The organism is Acetobacter fabarum (assembly GCF_040702925.2).
GTDB lineage: Bacteria > Pseudomonadota > Alphaproteobacteria > Acetobacterales > Acetobacteraceae > Acetobacter > Acetobacter fabarum_B.
In genome coordinates, this window is record NZ_JBFCXX020000009.1 from 26,382 (window position 1) to 45,744 (window position 19,363).

A 19,363-nucleotide genomic window follows, 5' to 3' on the forward strand; every position below is an offset into this window, starting at 1 on the left:
GGCGGCCGAACCACTTCGTCCGCCCCCGAACAAGGCCCTGTTCTGGTATGGAGACAAGATGCCACGCAAGCTGACTGTGGCCCTTCTGGCACCTTTGTGTCTGGCGGCCTGCACCTCCCAGCCCTCTTCGGGGGGCGGTACGTCCTCCCGTGGTAGCCGCGTATCGGGCAGCTATGGCGTAAACAGCCATGTACCGGACTTTGCCACGCGCAATTTTGAGCCTTTCAATCCGCAGGATGTCGTAGCCATTGCCATGCGCGAATGGCGCCTGTTTGGCAGCCCGGTTAATGATGATGACCCCGAACAGCGCCCCGAACCACAGGTCGCCGCCATTAAACCCGAGCGAGCACCCGGCCTGTGGCAGCGCGTGGGCGAATACTGGTGGATCGGCATGGACCCGAACACGACCGAAGCCTCATGGAGCGGCAAACACAATGCCGATGGCCAGTTGACGGACTTTGTGCATGACGGTTTTTTTGCATGGTCGGCTGCATTCATCTCATACGTCATGCGTATTGCCGGAGCGAATGACCGCTTCCCCTATTCACCCAACCATTCCACCTATATCAATGCCGCTGCATCGGGGTTATCCCCCATCCTGCGCGCGCGCGACCCCGCAGCTTACACGCCCAAGGCGGGCGACCTGATCTGTGTGGCCCGTGGGCGTGGCAGGCAGAGCATCCGCTTTGCGAGCCTGCCGACTTCCTACGGTTTTCCTGCGCATTGCGGCTATGTAGTGGCCACAGGCCAGAATGGGCCACCCTTTGGCCGCCAGATCAGCGTTATTGGCGGCAATATTGACGATGCTGTCGCCCTGACCCACGTTCCCACAGATGAACAGGGGCGTCTGGCAAGCCCGACCGGTCAGAGCTACGATCCACGCTATCCTTGGTGTGCGGTTTTGGAGGTGTTATATGATGCACAAGAAGAACCGGACGCAGGCCGGTAGGCGGCAGGAGTTTATCTCCTGCGCAGACCAGCCCCGATCGACCAACCTGATCATAACAAGCAGGGTATACAGATGACCAGAAGCGCAGCGCCCTCCACCACCCATCCAGGCTGGACTTCACTCTCGCCCGACATGCCCGGTGCGGTAGGTGGAACCCCTCTTATTCTTCTGCGCAAGGCATCTGAAGCAACGGGTTGTCAGATTTACGGCAAGGCGGAGTTTATGAATCCCGGCGGCTCCGTAAAGGACCGTGCGGCCCTTGCCATTATTGACGATGCGGAACGCCGTGGCGTGCTCAAGCCCGGTGGCACTCTGGTGGAAGGCACGGCGGGCAATACCGGCATTGGCCTGACACTGGTCGCCAATGCCCGCGGCTATAAATGCGTGATCGTCATGCCCGAAACACAAAGCCGCGAAAAAATCGGCTTTTTGCGCATGATTGGCGCGGACCTGCGCCTTGTGCCCGCCAAACCCTACCGCGACCCGGGCAACTACGTGCATGTCTCCCGCCGTCTGGCGGAAGAAAACGGCTGGGTCTGGGCCAACCAGTTTGACAACACCGCCAACCGCGAGGGCCACCGCGCCACCACAGCGCAGGAAATCTGGCAGCAGATGGATGGCAAGGTGGATGCTTTTACCTGCGCATGCGGCACGGGTGGCACACTGGCAGGCATAGCCCTTGGCCTGCACGATGCAGCCCGGCGCGACGGCGTAAAAACCCCGCAGATTGTACTGGCAGACCCCGAAGGCTCCGGCCTGTATGGCTGGGTCAAGAATAACGACCTGTCCGTAGCCGGGTCTTCCATTACCGAGGGTATTGGCCAGTCCCGCGTGACCGGCAACCTTGAGGACGCTCCCATTGACGATGCAGAGCGTATTCCCGACCCTGAAGCACTGGACGTGATTTACAGCCTGCTGGGAGAAGAGGGGCTGTCTGTCGGCGGGTCTTCTGGCATTAATGTCGCGGCTGCCATACGCATCGCCCGCAGGCTTGGACCGGGCCATAGAATTGTGACCATTCTGGCAGATGGTGGCGCACGGTATGAATCCAAACTGTTCAACCCGACCTTCCTGCGGGAGAAAAACCTGCCGGTTGCTCCCTGGCTGGATCAGTAAGGTGATGTCCCTGCCCAAAGAAACCCCGTTATGGTCAGTTTTTTGGGCAGGTATTGCCAGAACTCCGGATCACGCCTGTTTTATGGACCATATCAAGGAGCACGCCCCGGTTTCTGGCGTGAGATGTTCATGACAAAACTCGGTCTTCCCGAAAGCTGGCCTGTCGCAGTGTTCTGCTGCCTTATTACCCTGACCATTTCCATTGCCGCGTTTTGTATCGGCATTGTTGTCATTCAGGATTTTAACATCTTCCCTGGCCTTCTCTGGCTTTTTGTTTCAGCACTTACGTTGTGGCTGTCAGATGTCTGCATAGATTGGCACAACCGCCCGTCATCGCATGACAGCTAGATTTTGATGGTACAACCTACTTCATCCACACCACCTGGCAGTGATGGCCTGACCTGTTATGAAAAAAAGCAGGCTTTCAACCCGCTGGTTTCTTACCTGCATACCACCCGATACAAGCATTTAATCCGGCTGTTTACCAAGCTGTCCGCCCAAGCCCCATCCCGCACCTTACGGGTGGTGGATATAGGCTGTGCACATGCCAAAGTGTTCCATATCCTCAATAGCCGCTTCAACATCACCTATATCGGCATAGATCAGGATGAGGCGTTAAGCGGTATTGCGCGGGCAAGGTATTCGGAGCATCCGAACTTTAAAATCATCACGGGTTCCATTACTGACCACTATGACGCGTTCCAGAATACCGATGTTATTCTTGCGCTGGAAACCCTGGAGCATATTCCGGAAAATCTTGTTGTCCGCCTTATAGAACAGATAGCCCTTGCTCAGCCTGCCGCCTTTATGTGCTCGGTCCCTAACGAGGTCGGCCCGGTTATTCTGGTCAAGAATATTGGCTCCCTGCTCACGGGCTATATGCGGCACAAGGAATACACATGGGCCGAAACCCTGCATGCCGCACTGTTCAATCTGGATAGGGTGGAAACGCACGGCACGGGCCACAAAGGGTTTGACTGGCGCTGGCTGGCACAGACCATCCGCCACAATATGCGGATCGACCAGATTCATACAAACCCGTTCGACTGGCTCCCCAAAACATTCTCACTGTCCATCATCTTCATCTGCCTGCGCAAACCCTGATGATTTGAGTTTTTACGCACGTCCGGTCTTTCAACCTCGCGCAAAACTCACCCCGGCACCTCTTTTGTTGGCAAAAAAAACAGGGCGCACCTTTATGGATGCACCCCGTTTCTAAATTGCGAAACCCTACCTCAGCAGTTCACAGAAAGGTCACCTGTCTGAGTGGCTCTGTAGCGCTTATTCCCACTCGATCGTGCCGGGGGGTTTGGAGGTGATGTCATATGTTACGCGGTTAATACCGCGGACCTCGTTAACAATCCGCCCAGCCACTCTGGTCAGGAAGCTCATGTCAAACGGGTAGACATCTGCCGTCATGCCGTCTGTGCTGGTTACGGCACGCAGGGCACAGGCCTGATCATATGTGCGGCCATCCCCCATAACGCCCACAGTGCGCACGGGCAGAAGCACGGCAAATGCCTGCCAGATGGCATCGTACAGACCCGCCGCGCGGATTTCTTCCAGAAAAACGGTATCCACCTTGCGCAGCAGATCCAGCTTTTCACGCGTGATATTCCCGGGAATACGAATGGCAAGCCCCGGACCGGGGAACGGATGCCGCCCGACAATAACTTCCGGAATCCCGAGCTCACGCCCCAGATCGCGCACTTCGTCCTTGAACAGTTCACGCAGCGGTTCCACCAGTTGCATGTTCATGCGTTCGGGCAAACCACCAACGTTATGATGGGATTTGATGGTTACAGACGGGCCACCCGTAAAGCTCACGCTCTCGATCACATCAGGGTAGAGTGTGCCCTGAGCAAGGAACTGCGCGCCGCCGAGTTTGGTGGCTTCTTCCTCGAACACTTCCACAAACAAACGGCCGATGGTCTTGCGCTTGATTTCCGGGTCTGTCACGCCGTCGAGCGCGCTCAGGAAAATGTCAGACGCATCCCGGTGAATAAGCTGGATGTTGAACTGGCCACGGAAGGTTTTGATAACATCATCCGCCTCCCCTGCACGCAGCATGCCGTGATCGACAAAAATGCAGGTAAGCTGTTCGCCAATGGCTTCGTGGATCAGCACGGCAGCAACGGAGGAATCCACACCGCCGGACAGACCGCAGATTACCTTGCCTGTCCCGACCTGAGCGCGGATACGGGCAATTTCCATTTCGCGGAAACCAGCCATGGTCCACGACCCTGAACAGCCTGCCACGTTGTGCGTAAAGTTTTCCAGCAGTGCGGCACCGTGCGGCGTATGCACGACCTCAGGGTGGAACTGCACACCGTAAAGGCGCCGCCCTTCATCCGCGATCACCGCAAACGGTGCCCCCTGGCTGACCGCCACCGTGCGGAATCCCGGCGGTAATGCGACCACCCGGTCACCATGGCTCATCCAGACCTGCTCACGCCCACCGCGTGCCCATGCCCCACGGAACAGGGCGCAATCTTCTACAATATCAACAAAGGCGCGGCCGAATTCACGGTGTTCCCCGCTTTCCACTTCCCCGCCGAGTTGCTTGCACATGGCCTGCTGACCATAGCAGATACCCAGAACGGGCACTGCCATCTCAAACACCACATCCGGAATTCTGGGGGCATCGGGCCCATTTACGCTGGCCGGGCCACCAGACAGGATAATGCCGCGCGGAACAAAAGAACGTATTTTTTCAGCGTCTGTCGTAAAGGGCCAGATTTCGCAATACACGCCGCTTTCACGCACACGGCGGGCAATCAGCTGCGTAACCTGGCTGCCAAAATCCAGAATCAGAATACGGTCATGGTGCAAGGCTTCATCCAGCACAACAGGTGAAACGGGCTGAGCGGCATCGGACATGGGTCATGGTTCTTTCTGGTCTGCGTCAGGGTCGGCTTTGCTTGTGCTGTGGCGACAAACACGCTCAAGGCCCACCACCAAATAAGTATGACAGCGGATATAAAGCCATGCAGCGGGCTCGTCACCCTATAAAAGCCGGAAGACCAAGCAAATCTGTTTTCCGCCCGGACTTGCCACAACCTGCTTATCACCCCAGATTCAGGCTGACAGCACAGGAGAGCCCCGAACATGAACGTCAGACACTTGCAGTTATGCGGATACGCCGTCCTGCTGGGCATGGGGTGGGCAGCCTTTAGCCCCGCACAGGCCGCGACCTCCGCCGCCAATGACCCGTATGGGGACTGGACAGGCACTCTGGTGGCGGACAAAGGCCTCGACTGCCCAACCGAAGGCGTATCCTATATGCAGATACAGCCCACACGCATGATTTTTGTGCCCCAGATGGGCAATCTGGTCCTGCATGGTGTCCCCAACAAGGCGCGCCAGCACTACCACGCCCAGCTTATCCTGACCGATGCCCGCAAGCAGCCTCTGCCCATCGTTTTTGAGGCCCATCCGATAGACGACACGTTTGAAGGCATTTACGGCACCCCCACCTGCCGCGCGCACATCATACTCCGCCGCCCGGAGAACCACCCGCTGGATAACTTTTTGAACCGAAATTAGAAAAAAAGTCAGAAATATCATTTTTAGGGGTTGCCGAGGTCAGGATGCTCGGCTAAACACCGCCTCACAGTGCACCCGTAGCTCAACTGGATAGAGCACCAGACTACGAATCTGGGGGTTAGGAGTTCGAGTCTCTTCGGGTGCACCACACTTTCCCTAAAATAAAAATTTCTGCCATAAAGAGCAGTTTTGCTGTTCTGTCTATTGCAGAGCACCTCGTCTCATTCTGGCGGCCCTTATTCCGGCTTCAGGAGAGCAGGCAGGCTCCAGAGCGTAATACTGTGCAAAGCACGTACGCTGCATGAAACAGGCCCGAGCATTCAACAGGAACCGGAACACTGCGGAATGCTCCGGTTTCTGCCTGCTGTTTTACAAAACCTTATTGCGCAACCGGACTGCACACCGCCTGAACAGGCTGGCCGTTCATGACTGCTGTGGTAAAGGCCGCGGAATCCGCCATGGATGCCAGAACAGCCTGAGAGTGGTCCTGCCCCTTATACAGATGCGCCTGCACAACAGTGCCCGCCTTGCAGGCATCCTTGACCAGCATAAGCTGCCCCTGAGGGGCCACATCCCTGTCTGTCATGCCAATACCGACAAACAGCGGCACATCAAGCCTGAGCGTGGGGAACAGCATGCCTTTGAACGCAGGCGCCATAGCCTGTAGCAGGGTTGGTTCAAATGCATTGGCCCGTGTCAGCTCTTCGGTTTTTATACGCGCCATCAACGGGCGGGCGCATATTTCCGATGCAGCATGGAATGTGGGCATGGCGCGCGGCGTAAAGGCCTGCTCCGGCTTGAACGCGGGGTTAAGCCCGGCTTCGGATGCGCCAATCAGCAGGGCATAAGCGACAACCGGGTCTATGCCACTTGCACTGTTCTGTGGTTTGGCATGCAGAACAACCTTGATAACCTCAGGCGACATATAGGGAATACCCGTGGCCACCACCCCACGCACATGCAATGCCGGAGCGTACGCCGGGGCATAGCCCGCAGAGGCAAAAGCCGCTCCCGCCCCCTGAGACTGCCCCACGATCATGATCGTATTGCTCAGGTCAGGCAGACCGGCCAGTGCAGCCTTTACCCCATCAAGCACGCTGTACGCTTCTGCCCGGGCGTTCAGGTACGGATGTGTGCCATCACTCCCCAAGCCCTGATAATCGGTAGCGACAATGGCAAACCCACGGCGCAACCATTCGCTCAGATATGTCTGGTCCCGTGCAGAGCGGGGGTTGAGAGAGGGCGCACAACTTCTGGCAACCCCCACCGTGCCGTGTGCCCACGCCACAATAGGCCAGCCCCCCTGTGGGGCCGGGCCCGCAGGGTAAATGACAACCCCCGTAACCGGCACCAGCCCAACACCCGACACCCCGTTGGTGGACAGATACTGCATGCTAAAAGCCGGACCACTCCCCGCAACCCCAAGCTCGGGTGCAAGCGGCTGATGCTGCGTTAATATACCACTCACCGGCACAGGTGGGGCCGGAACCTGCGGTGCTGGCGTCTGGCACGCCGCCAGAGCAAGCAGGGAAGCAGCAGCTACAAGACGTGGTACGGATTTCATGAAATACCCCTTGTACGGAGCTTATGCGCCCCATATTGCAAAAAACGGCAGAAATGCAAACACTCTGCCAATTTTATGCCTGTAGAGTTTCATTATCCCGCCCCGGACGCAAGGGCACAAAAACCCCAACACTGCCGTTGCAGACCGGCTCAGGGAGCTTGGGTCACGCGCCAGATGGTATTCCCCACATCATCAGCAACAAGGAGTGCGCCATTCCGGTCAATGACAACGCCCACAGGCCGCCCATGCACATGGTCCTGATCGGGGGTGAGGAAGCCTGTCAGCACCTCCTGTGCCGCGCCATCGGGTTTGCCCGCGTTAAAGGGAATATAAATGACCCTGTAACCACTTTTGGGCCGCCGGTTCCAGGACCCGTGCTGCCCGATAATAACACCCTGACGCATGGCTTCGGGCAACAGCCGGGCGGTCTCTGTAAATGTCAGGCCGAGGGATGCGGTATGCGGGCCGAGTGCATAATCGGGCACCAGTGCGGTGGCGACCAGATCGGGACGTGGTGGGCTCACCCGCACATCCACATGCTGGCCGTAATAACTATAAGGCCAGCCGTAAAACCCTCCCTCCTGCACAGATGTCATGTAATCCGGCACAAGGTCACTGCCAATTTCATCACGTTCATTGACTGCCACCCATAAGGCACCGGTTTCTGGCTCCCACCCCATACCATTCGGGTTGCGCAAACCTGTTGCATATGGCTCCAGCTTTCCGGTTTGCAGGTCCAGCCTGTCAATCCGTGCGCGACCTTCCTCCACCGCCATGCCGTGTTCGGCCACATTACTGTTGGAGCCGACGGTCACGTATAAAAACCGCCCGTCCGGACTGGCCAGAATGTTCTTGGTCCAGTGGTGGTTATACCCTGCTGGCAGATCAGCCACTTTTACAGGCTCGGCCGTAATATGCGTATCCCCCGGATGGTAGGGAAATTTTACAATGGCATTGGCGTTAGCCACGTAAAGGTCATTCCCGACCAGCGCCATGCCAAAAGGGGAATAAAGATGGTCTAGCAGAACCGTTTGCAGCGTTGCTGTCCCCTGCCCCTTTTCATCACGCAGGAGCATGATTCTGTTGGGGCTGGGCTCCCCCGCGCCAACAGCCCCCATGATAAGGCTGGCAATACGGTTCTTGACTGTCTGGATATCCGTGCCCGGAGAATTGCTCTGGGCAACCAGCACATCCCCATTGGGCAGGACATAGAGCCAGCGCGGATGGTCCAGCCCTGCGGCAAAAGCCGTCACACCGAGCCCGGGGGCGGGCGTTGGGTGTTCTCCTTTCCGCCAGCCTATGGGGTTGGCAATGTTGACCGTAGGCAAGAGCCGTGGCGCGGGGGCAGGCAGCATGGGGGCAGGACCCATACCCTGTTCAACAGCCAGCCCTGCCCGCTCCGTGCGGGAATACTGAACACCACCCCCAACCACGGCCGCCAACGCAACCAGCGCGCCACCCGCCACCCATATTCTTCGTGACCCCATAAATCCGCCCTCCGTACACCGCACAACACTTAATCCATGATAACCCGAACGCAGCATGTGACCACGGGTTTGCACGGCAAAAACCGTACTGGCAGGCGGCTCACAGGAACACCCTGCATGATATAACACGAAATTTTATTGCATCTTCACACAGGAGCACGTGTTACTTCAAACGCTCTCTCCATCACGAGAGAGGTACAACGCCTTGTTTGAGAACAATCATGTTCATACAGCCTCTTGCTCCTGTGGGTCACAGCCTGCTGCTTTCCTTTCTTGTTGCAGCCTGCCCCATTCTTGTTACCCTGTTTCTTATGGGGGTTTTGCGCCGCCCTGCCTGGCAGTCCTCCCTTGGAGGGCTGGCCGTGGGGCTGGTTATTGCCATTGGCCTGTGGGGCCTGCCCCCTGCACTGGCTGTGGCCAGCATAACCAACGGTATGGTTTTTTCGCTGCTGCCGGTCATGTGGATCGCGCTGTGCGCCCTGCTTCTGTTTAACGTTGCCGTCCATAATGGACGGTTTGACGCGTTCAGGGGCTGGATTATCCGGCATGTCCCCAATGACCGCCGTATCATCCTGATCGTGCTTGGCTTCTGCTTCAGCGCAGCGCTGGAAGGGGTTGCCGGGTTTGGCACACCTGTTGCCATTACAAGTGCGTTGCTGATCATGCTGGGTTTTCCCGCACTGGACGCGCTGACCTATGTGCTCATCTTCAACTCAGCACCCGTGGCTTTTGGGGGGCTGGGGATTCCCGTAACCGTGCTGGGCTCCATTACCGGGCTGCCGCCAGATGTGCTTGGCGCGACCATTGGCCGCCAGCTGACCCCCTTTGCCTGCCTTATTCCGTTTTATGTTATGGCGCTTTACGGTGGGTGGCGTTCCATACGGCAGACATGGCCCATTCTGCTTGTCGCCGGTGGAAGCTTTGCCCTGACCCTGCTCGTCATTTCCGGCGCGGGGCTGTACAGCCTGAGTAACGTGCTGTCTTCCAGCGTGTCTCTTGTAGCCAGCATTGTGTTCCTGCGCTTCTGGCAACCTGCGCCTGACCCGGCGTACGCCATAGACCTCAGCCAGATCAATGCGGAAAAACCTGCCAACGCAGCCCCCGTGCCGCTCTGGCAGGGCTGGATTCCATGGGTTACGGTCATTGCCGTGGTCATTGCATGGGACGCGCTGCACGTTGCCCGTATTGGTGCGCTGCCCGTACACTGGCCGGGGCTGGACAATGCTGTTTTCATATCGCTGTACAAATCCGTTTATGCTGCGGTCTGGAAGTTTGAACCCCTCGGCACGGGCACGGCCATTCTGGTTGCCGCCATTCTGAGCGCCCTGCTCACCCGCACCACGTTGCGCCAGTTTGGCGCGGCCATTGCCACAACCGTGCGACAGGCGTGGCTGGCGGTCGTGACCGTAGCACTGACCATTGGTCTGGCGTTTTTGATGAACTATTCGGGCATGACCTACACGCTGGGCTATGCGGTATCTTCCACCGGCATGCTCTTCCCGCTTGTTTCGGTCTTTCTGGGCTGGGTGGCCGTCTTCCTGACCGGAAGCGACACATCGGGCAATGCGCTCTTTGGCAACCTTCAGGTTGCTGCCGCACACCAGCTCTCGCTTGACCCTGTTCTGTTTGCCTCGGCCAACTCCTCTGGCGGGGTCATGGGCAAGATGATCTCCCCCCAGAACATTACCACCGGTGTATCCGTCACCTCGCTCAAGGGGCAGGAAGGTGCTGTGCTGGCCCGCACATTCAAGCACAGCCTGTTCCTGACCTTCTGCATCGGTGTGCTGGTCGTTATCCAGCAGTTTGTCCTGCGTTAGCCACTCCGCCAGCGCCCCTCCTGCCAAGGGGAGCGCTGGCCCTTCTGGCTTTCAGGCTACTGGTTGCAGGATATGCACCTGCAAGGGGGCTTCAAGCAGCCCTTCCAGCGCGGCCGCCAGTTGTTTGAAGTGCGGTGTTTCCATATGATCGGCCAGAGCCTGCCGGCTGGCCCAGCGTTCAATAAAAATCAGTGTCTGCGGGTCATCCAGATCCCGGTTGGGCACATACTGGCGGTTTGTGGCCTCCGCGCGGGACGCGGGCACACAGGCCGCCATGGCTTTTGCAACAGCATCCTCACAACCCGCTTTGGTCTTGAGAATAGCAACGACCGTAATTTCATCGCTCATGGGTCAAACCTTCTGTCTTCTCAAAAAGGGATAATACCGGGCATGATAGAAAACTGACACTCCCCTGACTACCGGCTTATTACCCGGTTTTTGCACGTTCATGTGCGTTGCCACGCATTTGCTGGCTTGGAGGGAGCAGGCACGCCCTTTATAGTCCCGCCTAAGCCCCACCCTCTGGTGGGCCGGTTGCTGCTCTGGTCCGCCTGAGCGCAGACCACCCCGATCTCTGGCCCCTCACGCACCGGATTAACCTTTCCATGCTTCCTGTTCTGATGTTTCCACAGTTCGACCCGGTGCTGGTGCATTTCGGGCCATTGGCCATTCGCTGGTATGCGCTGTCCTATATTCTGGGCATTGTGCTGGGTATCATGCTGCTGCGTAAACTGCTGGCCCTGCGCCCGCGTGCGGGCACGACCGAACTGGCGGACGACTTTCTGACATGGGTGACCATTGGCGTGCTTGTAGGGGGGCGGCTTGGTTACGTGCTGTTCTACCAGCCCAGCTATTACCTCAGCCATCCGCTCTCCATACTGGAAGTGTGGCACGGGGGCATGTCTTTCCATGGGGGAGCGCTCGGGGTCATTACCGCCATGGTGCTGTTTACCTGGCGCTATAAGCTGAACTTTCTGGCTTTTGCAGACCGCGTGACCGTAGCTGTCCCCATCGGGCTGGGGCTGGGGCGTCTGGCCAACTTCATTAACGGCGAACTCTGGGGCCGCGAGGCCCCGGCAAGCCTGCCCTGGGCCATGATTTTCCCTACCGGGGGGCCAATCCCGCGCCATCCTTCCCAGCTTTATGAATCCCTGACCGAGGGACTTTTGCTGTTTTTAATCCTGTTTACCGCCTCCCGCCGCCAGTCGGTGCGGGAACATCCCGGTTTTCTGGCTGGCATGTTTCTGGCAGGATATGGCTGTGCACGCTCCTTTTGCGAGTTCTTCCGCGAGCCGGATTCCTTCCTCGGCTACCTGCCCGGCGGCATTACCATGGGGCAGTTGCTCTGCCTGCCCATGCTGGTCGCAGGCATTGGCCTGATGCTGTACGCCCGCCGCCAGTCCATATACGCCGGCCTGCCCGACCCGCAAGATCAACCTGCTGAAAAAAACTGAACGGACCTATGGCACCACACATCTACCACGCAGAGCGACTTGACCACTTTATGGCGCGGGTAAACGCCCAGTATTATGCCGAGACACCGTTCCTGTCGGACTTTATTACCGCGCCAGAAATTTCTCAGGTTTTTGGCGAACTGCTGGGTGCGTGGGCCATTACGGTGTGGCAGGGCATGGGCAGCCCCGCCAGGATCATTCTGGCCGAAGCAGGCCCGGGGCGGGGTACGCTCATGGCCGATGCGCTGCGTGTGATCACCCGTCAGGCCCCTGCCATGGCGCAGGCGCTCAGTGTGCATCTGGTCGAAACATCCCCCCGTCTGCGGCAGGTGCAGGCAGAAATACTGCACCCTTATACGCAGCCCGTGTGGCACAAACACGTCGAGGACATCCCCGCAGGTTCCATGATCCTGCTGGCCAACGAGTTTCTGGACGCCCTGCCCGTACGGCAGTTCATCCAGACCAGCACGGGCTGGCATGAGCATTATGTGGCCGACAAAACGCTGGAACTGATCGCCTGCCCCCCACCCACCCTGCCGGACAGCCGTGTGCTCGAACCCAACACGGTTGTGGAAATATGCGAACAGGCCCAGCATATTGTGCGCGACCTCGCTCACAGGTTTACCCATTCCCCCGGTGTGGCGCTGTTTATTGATTATGGGCACAACACAAGCTCCACCGGAGATTCGCTTCAGGCCCTGCGCCATGCACGCCCGACCCATCCGCTACAGGCGGAAGAAGGTGAGGTTGACCTGACCACGCATGTCGATTTTACAGCCCTGCTTGCCGTAGCCCGCAAAGGCGAGGCCGCCACTTACGGGACCGAAGATCAGGGTGATTTTTTGCAGCATCTGGGCATTATGGAACGCACCGAGCAACTGGCCCGCAACGCCGCACCGCAGGATGCAGCCATGCTGCGCTCGGCTGCAAACCGGCTGGTAGCACCAGATAAAATGGGGCATCTGTTCAAGGTCATGGCGCTGGCCAGCCCCTCCCTGCCTACGCCTCCCGGCTTTACGAAAGGTCCGGTTGCATGAGCTGCTCCTCCACCGCCCCCACTGGTCTGGCCCCCCTGACCAGCCCCCTGCTGGGGCAAGCCCGGCATGGCTTTTTCACGCGTGAAGGCGGTGTGTCCAGCGGCCCGTATGCCAGCCTGAACTGCTCTACCCGATCGGGGGACAGTGCAGAAAATCTGGCGCTTAACCGCCAGCTTGTCGCCAGCCATATGGGTGTGCAGGCAGACTGCCTGCTGGGTGTAACACAGGTGCATGGCCCAGCCGTTATTACCGCCACCAGCGGGTGGCCTGCGGGCACTGGTGCTGCGGCAGATGCACTGGTAACCAGCAACCCCGCACTGGCCATAGGGGTGATTACGGCAGACTGTGCCCCGGTCCTGTTCAGCACTGCGCAGGCCGCCGTTGTTGGTGCAGCTCACGCAGGCTGGCGCGGTGCGTTAAGTGGTGTGCTGGAAGCAACAATAGAGGCCATGCTCCCCCTTGGCGCCGTGCGTGAAGATATACGCGCCGTGGTTGGCCCCTGCATTGCGCAGGAAAGCTACGAGACAGCTGAGGACATGCACACTGCCATTACAAGTGCTGACAAACAGGCAGCCCGTTTTTTTGCTCCCGGCAAACAGGCAGGCCATTACCAGTTTGATCTGGCCGGATGGTGCGTCTTTCGCCTGCAACGTGCAGGGCTCAGGCATGTCGCCGCTCTGGGCGTGGATACACTGAGTGACGAGACACGTTTTTTCAGCCATCGGCGGCGCACGCTGGCTGGGGGCGGCCCCATTGGACACCAGATTTCTGTTATCGCCACGGGAACCCGCAACGGATGAAACACCGCCAGCAGCCTTTACGCCTAGCCTTTTCCTGTTCCGCCCTGCTTTTGCTGGGCGGCTGCCTTGATGTGCCACACCCCTTTGCGCATTCAGGCAAAAACGGGCCGGGACTGGCTGCCAATGCGCCCCCTGCACGGCTGGATGTACCCACTCCCCCACCCAATGCCCTGCTCTCCGACGCCCATGCCAGCCTGTGGGCCAAGGATGTCGCACAGGCGCTCCTCCAGCAGACCATCCCGGCCATTGCCCAGCCCACACGCAAGGGGGACTGGTGGCTGAGCATGAAGGCTGAACTGCGCAACGGGCAGGTTGTACCCGTTTATACGGTCATGACCCCCAAAAATACGGTTCGCGCCACACAGGAAGGCCAGCCGGTTCCTGTAGAGCAATGGTCGGCGGGGGATGGACCATTTTTCACGCTGGTTGCGCAGGATGCGGCAAGCCGTATTGCCGCGGTCCTGACGGGTATTCAGGCTGATGATATGGATAAGGACCCGCACAGCCTTAAGCACCGGGCCGCGCGCGTGTATTTTGCAGGTGTTACCGGCGCTCCGGGCGATGGCAACACATCACTGGCGCAAGCCTTTGTCGCCTCATTCCGGGATAGTGAAGATACAATCCAGAATTCAGTCAAAAATGCCGACTTTATTGTAAGCACCACCGTAAAGCTCTCGCCCGGCCCGGCTGGCACTACGGGGCACCCTCAGGAACACATCGAAATTGTCTGGCATGTTGTAGATGCAAACGGCAAGGAAGCCGGGGCAGCCACACAACTGCATGACATAGATGCCCATTCGCTCGACCAGTATTGGGGGGATGTCGCCGTAGCAGCAGCGCAGGAAGCCGCCGCAGCCACAAAACAGATTATTGACCGTTATTCCGGTCGGGACAATGCCCCTCTTGCTACCCCCGGCGCATCCAAACCAACCCCGGCAGCCCCTTCCCCCCCATCCGCTCCGGCGGGTTGACCCGAGTGCCGCAGCCCCCGCTGACATAAAGCCTCCCCGCGCGCAAATCTGCGCAGGCGGAAAGCCGCAAGCGACCTGCCTAGAGGTGTGATTCAGGCGAGATCACAACACACCCGCTCAGTTTACGGCAGGCCCCTACTGCATCGGTATGTGACAGGTTGGTCAGACGGGCACGGTACAACCGCCCTGTTTTAGCCTGCACCACAGCAATCTGCACCCGCGCACCAGAGAGAGACGTGTTCTGATGCTGCGCCCGCCCCGATGCCTGCTGCGCCAGAGCCGCGGAACCAAAAGCACCAACCTGAATGGACCAGTTTCTGGTATCCACACCCCGCACCTTCCTGCTCAGCAGCGGAGCCGGTTCCGCATGCGCGCTGGGGAACAGGCGTAAACTCCCCCCTTTCCGCCCGCCCGCCACGACGACCCGGGCAGGTTCGGAGTCAGACTCTCCCGATTCGGTCAGAGGTGCTGGAATATATGCGGCATCATCCGCTTCCGTTTCCTCCGCCTGAGCAACCTGTACCGGTGCGCCCGGGAGGGTCTGCGCGGTTGCTCCCAGCCGTTTGGCCCATATGGCCCGCACATCCGACGGGCTTTCCGTCAGCCCATCCACTTTTGTTTTACGTGAAACAGGGTGCCAGTCCTGCCCATAGGTAGCCGAGGGGGCGCTGGGACTATCGGCAGTATCATCCCCAATGGCGTCCGCCACCTGTACGGGCTGCATCCCCCCCTGCTGCCTGCCCGACCAGGCAGCCTGCACAGCGCTTATGCCACCTGCATTCCGGCCAGCGCCGCTGCCGATCGCCCTTTGCGTAAACGAATCATGGCTGGCTACCTGCATATCGGCCTGCGAGCGATTGACTGGTGAAATGCCCACAATACGCCGCCCGATGGAGGCCACATAATTCCGCGTCTCACGCGGGAGGGTGCGATTGCGGGTTATAAAATCTTCCAGACGTCCGGGGCCCGCATTATATGCGGCCAGAAAGCCGGGAGAGCCGTAGACATCATACAACTGCCGCAAATACGCAGTACCCGCCATGATGTTATCGTGCGGTTCGTAGGCATCCCCACCCAGATTATACGCAGCGCGCATTTCGTCATAGGTTGGGGGCATAAGCTGCATCAGACCCATGGCACCGGGGCCGGATGTCACGAGCTGGCCGTCATGGAACAGCTTGCCGCCGGATTCCTGCTGGATAACGGCACGCACCCATTCCTCGGGCACATCAAAACGTTTGGACGCTTCGCGGATATAAGGGCCCCATGGGTCTTGCGCCGGGCCCGGAGGCGCATAGTAGGACCGGGCATGGGCACGGTAAAACTCGGCTTCCTGCGCTATGGGAACATCCGTATCGCTTCCGCCCGGCTGGCCAGCGCAGGCCGCCAGCACGGCCAGCAGCCCCAGAGCAAGTACACCCCTGATACCACGCCCAAACCTGCTGGGGGCATTACGGGCGGCACAACAGTCTTGCATCCTGAAAAAGGGCTGTCTGCCTGTCATGCTGTTTTATCCATCCTTGCCGTGGCACAGGAAATCCGACCGGTTCCATGCCCACGCCCACATGTCCGGACCAGAAAATACGCCCATGTGTTTATACGGGCCATACCCCACATGCAAGAAAACGCTCCACCGACATTCATGCGCCCTGTGGCAGAACCGGCTTTACTCTGCGCAAACGACACGGACATGGCTATTTTACTCATGAGCTGGCCAGATAATACCATAACCCCAGCCGACGACCATGCCCCTCAACTTGGCTTATTTTATGGCACACACACTCGCATGCACCCATTCTGATACTTGTGGTCCTGCCGATATACGCCACAGGCGGCTTTTACAAAAAGCGGATGAACTTGAGTAAAAACCATGTTCCCATCATGATCAGAAAACACAGTCCACCGGCATCCACCGTGCCCCAGCGACCGTCGGTCAGGAACATGCCGCCCGTATTCATGCCAAAAAAGCCGGTTACCAGCGTTGCCGGGAGCATAAGAATGGTGCCCACGGTCAAAATATACAGCCGCCGGTTGGTTTCTTCCGCCTGATTGGATGTCAGCTCATCCTGCAAGGAACGGGCCCGATCCTGAAGGGCCAGAAGGTCATCGAGCGCGGCATGAACCTGCCGGTGCGAGCGGTCCTTCAGGTCATCCTCGGCCCATTCGGGCAGTTCCAGCTCTTCATCACGGAAAATACGGTCAACGGGCGCCAGCACCCGCCGCAGTTCCGTGGAGCGGCGGCGCACCATACCCAGCAGGGCGCTCATACGGCCCAGATCCGTATCACGGTCGAGCATCAGCAGCACATCTTCCGCCCGGTCAAGCTGGTCATCCAGCCGGGCAAAGTCACGCCGCAACGTATCGGCAAATTCCAGCAGGGCACGGTCCACCACCTTGGCGGGGGAGCGCGGCACCAGCCCGCGCTTGAGTTCATGAAACACAACCCCGAGGGCGGGAATAGGGTGGCGGCGGGTGGTCAGCAGCAGATCAGGCTCAAGGGAGAACCGCCATGTGCTGACGTTACGATCATCATCGGTAGACGTATCATCAAACGCGGGGAGTGCGCCAAAAACTATATCCCCCTCGTTTTCCAGCCGGGTGCTGCGTTCAAGATTGGTCAGAACCTGCCGCACCTCTTCGGGCAGGGAGGGAATGGTCTCGATCTGATGACGTGACATGGTGTGGACAATGTCAAAGTGAAACCACGCCCACCCTGCGCCCTCGGCAAACTCGGGGGGAAAGTTCCCGGTTGTCAGGCGATGAACCACCACATCGCGCTCAAGTTCCTGCGGCTCATGACCGGGGCGGCAGTAAATGGCCCAGACCAGACCATCGCGCAGCAGGGTACCCCCCTCGGAAAGCAGATCGGTCAGTTGAGACAAGGTGGTTCCAGCCAATTCCGATCTCCCTGCTCTGCCAATCTGTTATGGGGGTATTTTTCCAATGCACCGCAACCACCTGATCCTGCGGTCATGAAGACGCCACAACACGCACAAGCCACACAAAAAGGGGAGAGGTCAACCACCCCTCCCCTGTCTGACCCGTTATTTAAAGAGACCGTATTGTTTTAAAGGGACCGTATTGTTGGCCGACGCGGTGCATTCCCCCGTTCCTGCCGGGGCCGGGCGGCACCACTGGGGCGGTTGGACTTAAGAACAGGAGCCGCCGTAAGCTCAGCCTCAAGCTGGGCAATGCGTTTACGCACACTCTCCTTGAGTGCAGGAGATGTGTGGGACTTCATGGCAGCCAGCGTTTCCTTTAAGTCACGCAGTTGCTTCTGTTTTTCCGGCAGAGAGCGCCGGATTGGCTGGTTATCAGACATCTGGCCGCGAAAAGCGCGCATGAACAGACCCTCCATCAAATCAAGACCGTACGGCGGGGTCGCGGCACGGTTTATGTCTTAAAAATTTAATACCTGACCGGCCTTGTCACACCAGCCGCGCACAGTGCACGGCACTGGCCCGACCATGATCGTAACGGCTGGACAAATGACCAGACAGTTTTTACGAATTGCGAAGAACACTGTCGCGCAACACATCAAGCAAGGCCTGACACTGCTCTTGCGTTCCCACCGTAATGCGCAACCACGCCATTGTGCGTTCACCCTTGAGGTGGCGGACAAGAACGGCCCGGGCTCTTAACTGCGCCGCGAGTTCTCCTGCATCACGATCGGGATGCCGAGTGTAAACAAAGTTTGCCATGGAGGGCAAGACTTCAAAACCAAGGTCGCGCAGTCCGTCGCTCAGCAGCGTGCGGCTGCCCATAACCCGCTGCACGCTTTTGGCAAACCAGTCCTCATCCTCGACAGAGGCCAGAGCCCCGGCCTGCGCCAGACGGTCCAGCGGGTACGAGTTAAAGCTGTCCTTGACCCGCACCAGTGCCTCAATCAGATCAGGTTGCCCAAAGGCAAAGCCCACCCGTGCACCCGCCAGTGCGCGGGATTTGGAGAAGGTCTGCACAACCAGCAGGTTAGGGTAATCACGAACCAGTTCCACCGCGCTCTGCGCGCCAAAATCCACATAGGCTTCATCAACCAGCACCACCCGCTCGGGGTGCATGTCCAGCAGTTTGCGTATGGCGTCCAACCCCAGAGCAATACCCGTTGGCGCATTGGGGTTGGCAATCACCACACCGCTGCATGGGCCGGTGTAATCCTCCACTGCAATGCCCATATCCGCACGCAATGGCACCATGCGGTAAGGCAGTTTGTACAGCCCGCAGTAAACCTTGTAAAAACTGTAGCTGACATCGGGGAAGAGCAGGGGGGCCCCGTGTGCAAACAGAGCCTGAAACGCATGGGCCAGCACCTCGTCCGAGCCATTGCCAACAAACACGTGGTCCGCGCCCAGCCCCACACGCTGGCCCAGCGCCGTGCGCAATGCCAAGGCTTCCGGGTCGGGGTAAAGGCGCAGGGTGTCATTGGTGGCAGCCTTTATGGCCTCCAGCGCACGGGGGGATGGGCCATAGGGTGATTCATTGGTGTTCAGCTTGATCAGATTGGCAATTTTTGGCTGCTCACCCGGCACGTAAGGCGTAAGGGTGTGAACAAGAGGGCTCCAGAAACGGCTCATTCCGATCATTCCATGCACATAAGTTGAACGGCCTGCGCTGACAGGCCGTTG

General features: G+C 58.7%; 18 protein-coding genes and 1 tRNA gene. 11 read left to right on the forward strand and 8 right to left on the reverse strand.

Annotated elements, in window-relative coordinates; translation table 11 throughout:
- Positions 1-58 precede the first annotated feature (58 nt).
- From AB2L51_RS08400 to AB2L51_RS08415, 4 genes are all read left to right on the forward strand, one after another.
- Positions 59-949 (forward strand): DUF2272 domain-containing protein, encoded by an 891-nt coding sequence (locus tag AB2L51_RS08400; protein WP_395582148.1) that lies wholly within the window; start codon positions 59-61, stop codon positions 947-949.
- Between the two features lie 72 nt (positions 950-1,021).
- Complete coding sequence (locus AB2L51_RS08405) at positions 1,022-2,065, forward strand: cysteine synthase A (RefSeq protein ID WP_395582147.1); 1,044 nt, start codon at positions 1,022-1,024, stop codon at positions 2,063-2,065.
- Between the two features lie 129 nt (positions 2,066-2,194).
- Positions 2,195-2,413 (forward strand): hypothetical protein, encoded by a 219-nt coding sequence (locus AB2L51_RS08410; protein ID WP_395582146.1) that lies wholly within the window; start codon positions 2,195-2,197, stop codon positions 2,411-2,413.
- 6 nt (positions 2,414-2,419) lie between these two features.
- The gene (locus AB2L51_RS08415; RefSeq protein ID WP_395582145.1) at positions 2,420-3,169 is read left to right on the forward strand and encodes a class I SAM-dependent methyltransferase; all 750 of its coding nucleotides are present in this window, start codon (positions 2,420-2,422) and stop codon (positions 3,167-3,169) included.
- 177 nt (positions 3,170-3,346) lie between these two features.
- Here the strand turns inward: AB2L51_RS08415 and guaA are convergent, their stop codons facing one another.
- Positions 3,347-4,945, reverse strand: a complete 1,599-nt coding sequence (gene guaA / locus AB2L51_RS08420) for a glutamine-hydrolyzing GMP synthase (RefSeq protein ID WP_395582144.1) — start codon at positions 4,943-4,945, stop codon at positions 3,347-3,349.
- Positions 4,946-5,173: 228 nt separating this feature from the next.
- Between guaA and AB2L51_RS08425 the strand changes: the two genes are divergently transcribed.
- Positions 5,174-5,611 (forward strand): hypothetical protein, encoded by a 438-nt coding sequence (locus AB2L51_RS08425; protein WP_395582143.1) that lies wholly within the window; start codon positions 5,174-5,176, stop codon positions 5,609-5,611.
- Positions 5,612-5,682: 71 nt separating this feature from the next.
- A tRNA-Arg gene (locus tag AB2L51_RS08430) sits at positions 5,683-5,759 on the forward strand.
- Between the two features lie 231 nt (positions 5,760-5,990).
- On the opposite strand, the gene AB2L51_RS08435 is transcribed toward AB2L51_RS08430, so the two are convergent.
- Both AB2L51_RS08435 and AB2L51_RS08440 read right to left on the reverse strand, forming a co-directional pair.
- The gene (locus AB2L51_RS08435; RefSeq protein WP_395582142.1) at positions 5,991-7,175 is read right to left on the reverse strand and encodes a lipase family protein; all 1,185 of its coding nucleotides are present in this window, start codon (positions 7,173-7,175) and stop codon (positions 5,991-5,993) included.
- Positions 7,176-7,324: 149 nt separating this feature from the next.
- Positions 7,325-8,662, reverse strand: coding sequence for a PQQ-dependent sugar dehydrogenase (locus tag AB2L51_RS08440; RefSeq protein ID WP_395582141.1), 1,338 nt, complete (start codon positions 8,660-8,662; stop codon positions 7,325-7,327).
- Between the two features lie 221 nt (positions 8,663-8,883).
- Here AB2L51_RS08440 and AB2L51_RS08445 point away from each other — a divergent pair, with 221 nt between their 5' ends.
- Positions 8,884-10,479: an L-lactate permease gene (locus AB2L51_RS08445; RefSeq protein WP_395582140.1), complete on the forward strand. Its 1,596-nt coding sequence runs from the start codon at positions 8,884-8,886 to the stop codon at positions 10,477-10,479.
- A gap of 51 nt (positions 10,480-10,530) precedes the next feature.
- Here AB2L51_RS08445 and AB2L51_RS08450 read toward each other — a convergent pair whose 3' ends face one another.
- Positions 10,531-10,827 (reverse strand): putative quinol monooxygenase, encoded by a 297-nt coding sequence (locus tag AB2L51_RS08450; protein WP_395582139.1) that lies wholly within the window; start codon positions 10,825-10,827, stop codon positions 10,531-10,533.
- A gap of 257 nt (positions 10,828-11,084) precedes the next feature.
- Here AB2L51_RS08450 and lgt point away from each other — a divergent pair, with 257 nt between their 5' ends.
- Genes lgt through AB2L51_RS08470 form a run of 4 tightly spaced genes read left to right on the forward strand, consistent with a single transcriptional unit; the run spans position 11,085 to position 14,741 of the window.
- Positions 11,085-11,933, forward strand: coding sequence for a prolipoprotein diacylglyceryl transferase (gene lgt / locus AB2L51_RS08455; protein ID WP_395582138.1), 849 nt, complete (start codon positions 11,085-11,087; stop codon positions 11,931-11,933).
- An 8-nt stretch (positions 11,934-11,941) separates the two neighbouring features.
- Positions 11,942-12,970, forward strand: coding sequence for a class I SAM-dependent methyltransferase (locus tag AB2L51_RS08460; protein WP_395582137.1), 1,029 nt, complete (start codon positions 11,942-11,944; stop codon positions 12,968-12,970).
- On the forward strand, positions 12,967-13,770 hold the full coding sequence (pgeF, locus tag AB2L51_RS08465) for a peptidoglycan editing factor PgeF (RefSeq protein WP_395582136.1): 804 nt from the start codon (positions 12,967-12,969) through the stop codon (positions 13,768-13,770). Before AB2L51_RS08460 ends, pgeF begins: the two co-directional genes overlap by 4 nt.
- The gene (locus AB2L51_RS08470) at positions 13,767-14,741 is read left to right on the forward strand and encodes a hypothetical protein (RefSeq protein WP_395582135.1); all 975 of its coding nucleotides are present in this window, start codon (positions 13,767-13,769) and stop codon (positions 14,739-14,741) included. Before pgeF ends, AB2L51_RS08470 begins: the two co-directional genes overlap by 4 nt.
- Positions 14,742-14,820: 79 nt before the next feature.
- Here the strand turns inward: AB2L51_RS08470 and AB2L51_RS08475 are convergent, their stop codons facing one another.
- From AB2L51_RS08475 to hisC, 4 genes are all read right to left on the reverse strand, one after another.
- Positions 14,821-16,245 carry a transglycosylase SLT domain-containing protein gene (locus AB2L51_RS08475; RefSeq protein ID WP_395582134.1) on the reverse strand — a complete coding sequence of 475 codons (1,425 nt, stop codon included), beginning with the start codon at positions 16,243-16,245 and terminating at the stop codon, positions 14,821-14,823.
- A 334-nt stretch (positions 16,246-16,579) separates the two neighbouring features.
- Positions 16,580-17,638 (reverse strand): transporter, encoded by a 1,059-nt coding sequence (locus AB2L51_RS08480; RefSeq protein WP_242005473.1) that lies wholly within the window; start codon positions 17,636-17,638, stop codon positions 16,580-16,582.
- A 170-nt stretch (positions 17,639-17,808) separates the two neighbouring features.
- The gene (locus AB2L51_RS08485) at positions 17,809-18,084 is read right to left on the reverse strand and encodes a hypothetical protein (RefSeq protein ID WP_166113138.1); all 276 of its coding nucleotides are present in this window, start codon (positions 18,082-18,084) and stop codon (positions 17,809-17,811) included.
- Between the two features lie 160 nt (positions 18,085-18,244).
- Positions 18,245-19,312, reverse strand: coding sequence for a histidinol-phosphate transaminase (gene hisC / locus AB2L51_RS08490; RefSeq protein WP_395582133.1), 1,068 nt, complete (start codon positions 19,310-19,312; stop codon positions 18,245-18,247).
- Positions 19,313-19,363: the final 51 nt, after the last annotated feature.

What these genes read in the sequence shown, in the direction of transcription:
- AB2L51_RS08400 (WP_395582148.1), top strand. Translation starts at nt 59, where the DNA reads ATGCCACGCAAGCTGACTGTGGCCCTTCTGGCACCTTTGTGTCTGGCG.
- AB2L51_RS08405 (WP_395582147.1), top strand. Translation starts at nt 1,022, where the DNA reads ATGACCAGAAGCGCAGCGCCCTCCACCACCCATCCAGGCTGGACTTCA.
- AB2L51_RS08410 (WP_395582146.1), top strand. Translation starts at nt 2,195, where the DNA reads ATGACAAAACTCGGTCTTCCCGAAAGCTGGCCTGTCGCAGTGTTCTGC.
- AB2L51_RS08415 (WP_395582145.1), top strand. Translation starts at nt 2,420, where the DNA reads ATGGTACAACCTACTTCATCCACACCACCTGGCAGTGATGGCCTGACC.
- guaA (WP_395582144.1), bottom strand. Translation starts at nt 4,945, where the DNA reads ATGTCCGATGCCGCTCAGCCCGTTTCACCTGTTGTGCTGGATGAAGCC.
- AB2L51_RS08425 (WP_395582143.1), top strand. Translation starts at nt 5,174, where the DNA reads ATGAACGTCAGACACTTGCAGTTATGCGGATACGCCGTCCTGCTGGGC.
- AB2L51_RS08435 (WP_395582142.1), bottom strand. Translation starts at nt 7,175, where the DNA reads ATGAAATCCGTACCACGTCTTGTAGCTGCTGCTTCCCTGCTTGCTCTG.
- AB2L51_RS08440 (WP_395582141.1), bottom strand. Translation starts at nt 8,662, where the DNA reads ATGGGGTCACGAAGAATATGGGTGGCGGGTGGCGCGCTGGTTGCGTTG.
- AB2L51_RS08445 (WP_395582140.1), top strand. Translation starts at nt 8,884, where the DNA reads ATGTTCATACAGCCTCTTGCTCCTGTGGGTCACAGCCTGCTGCTTTCC.
- AB2L51_RS08450 (WP_395582139.1), bottom strand. Translation starts at nt 10,827, where the DNA reads ATGAGCGATGAAATTACGGTCGTTGCTATTCTCAAGACCAAAGCGGGT.
- lgt (WP_395582138.1), top strand. Translation starts at nt 11,085, where the DNA reads ATGCTTCCTGTTCTGATGTTTCCACAGTTCGACCCGGTGCTGGTGCAT.
- AB2L51_RS08460 (WP_395582137.1), top strand. Translation starts at nt 11,942, where the DNA reads ATGGCACCACACATCTACCACGCAGAGCGACTTGACCACTTTATGGCG.
- pgeF (WP_395582136.1), top strand. Translation starts at nt 12,967, where the DNA reads ATGAGCTGCTCCTCCACCGCCCCCACTGGTCTGGCCCCCCTGACCAGC.
- AB2L51_RS08470 (WP_395582135.1), top strand. Translation starts at nt 13,767, where the DNA reads ATGAAACACCGCCAGCAGCCTTTACGCCTAGCCTTTTCCTGTTCCGCC.
- AB2L51_RS08475 (WP_395582134.1), bottom strand. Translation starts at nt 16,245, where the DNA reads ATGACAGGCAGACAGCCCTTTTTCAGGATGCAAGACTGTTGTGCCGCC.
- AB2L51_RS08485 (WP_166113138.1), bottom strand. Translation starts at nt 18,084, where the DNA reads ATGCGCGCTTTTCGCGGCCAGATGTCTGATAACCAGCCAATCCGGCGC.
- hisC (WP_395582133.1), bottom strand. Translation starts at nt 19,312, where the DNA reads ATGAGCCGTTTCTGGAGCCCTCTTGTTCACACCCTTACGCCTTACGTG.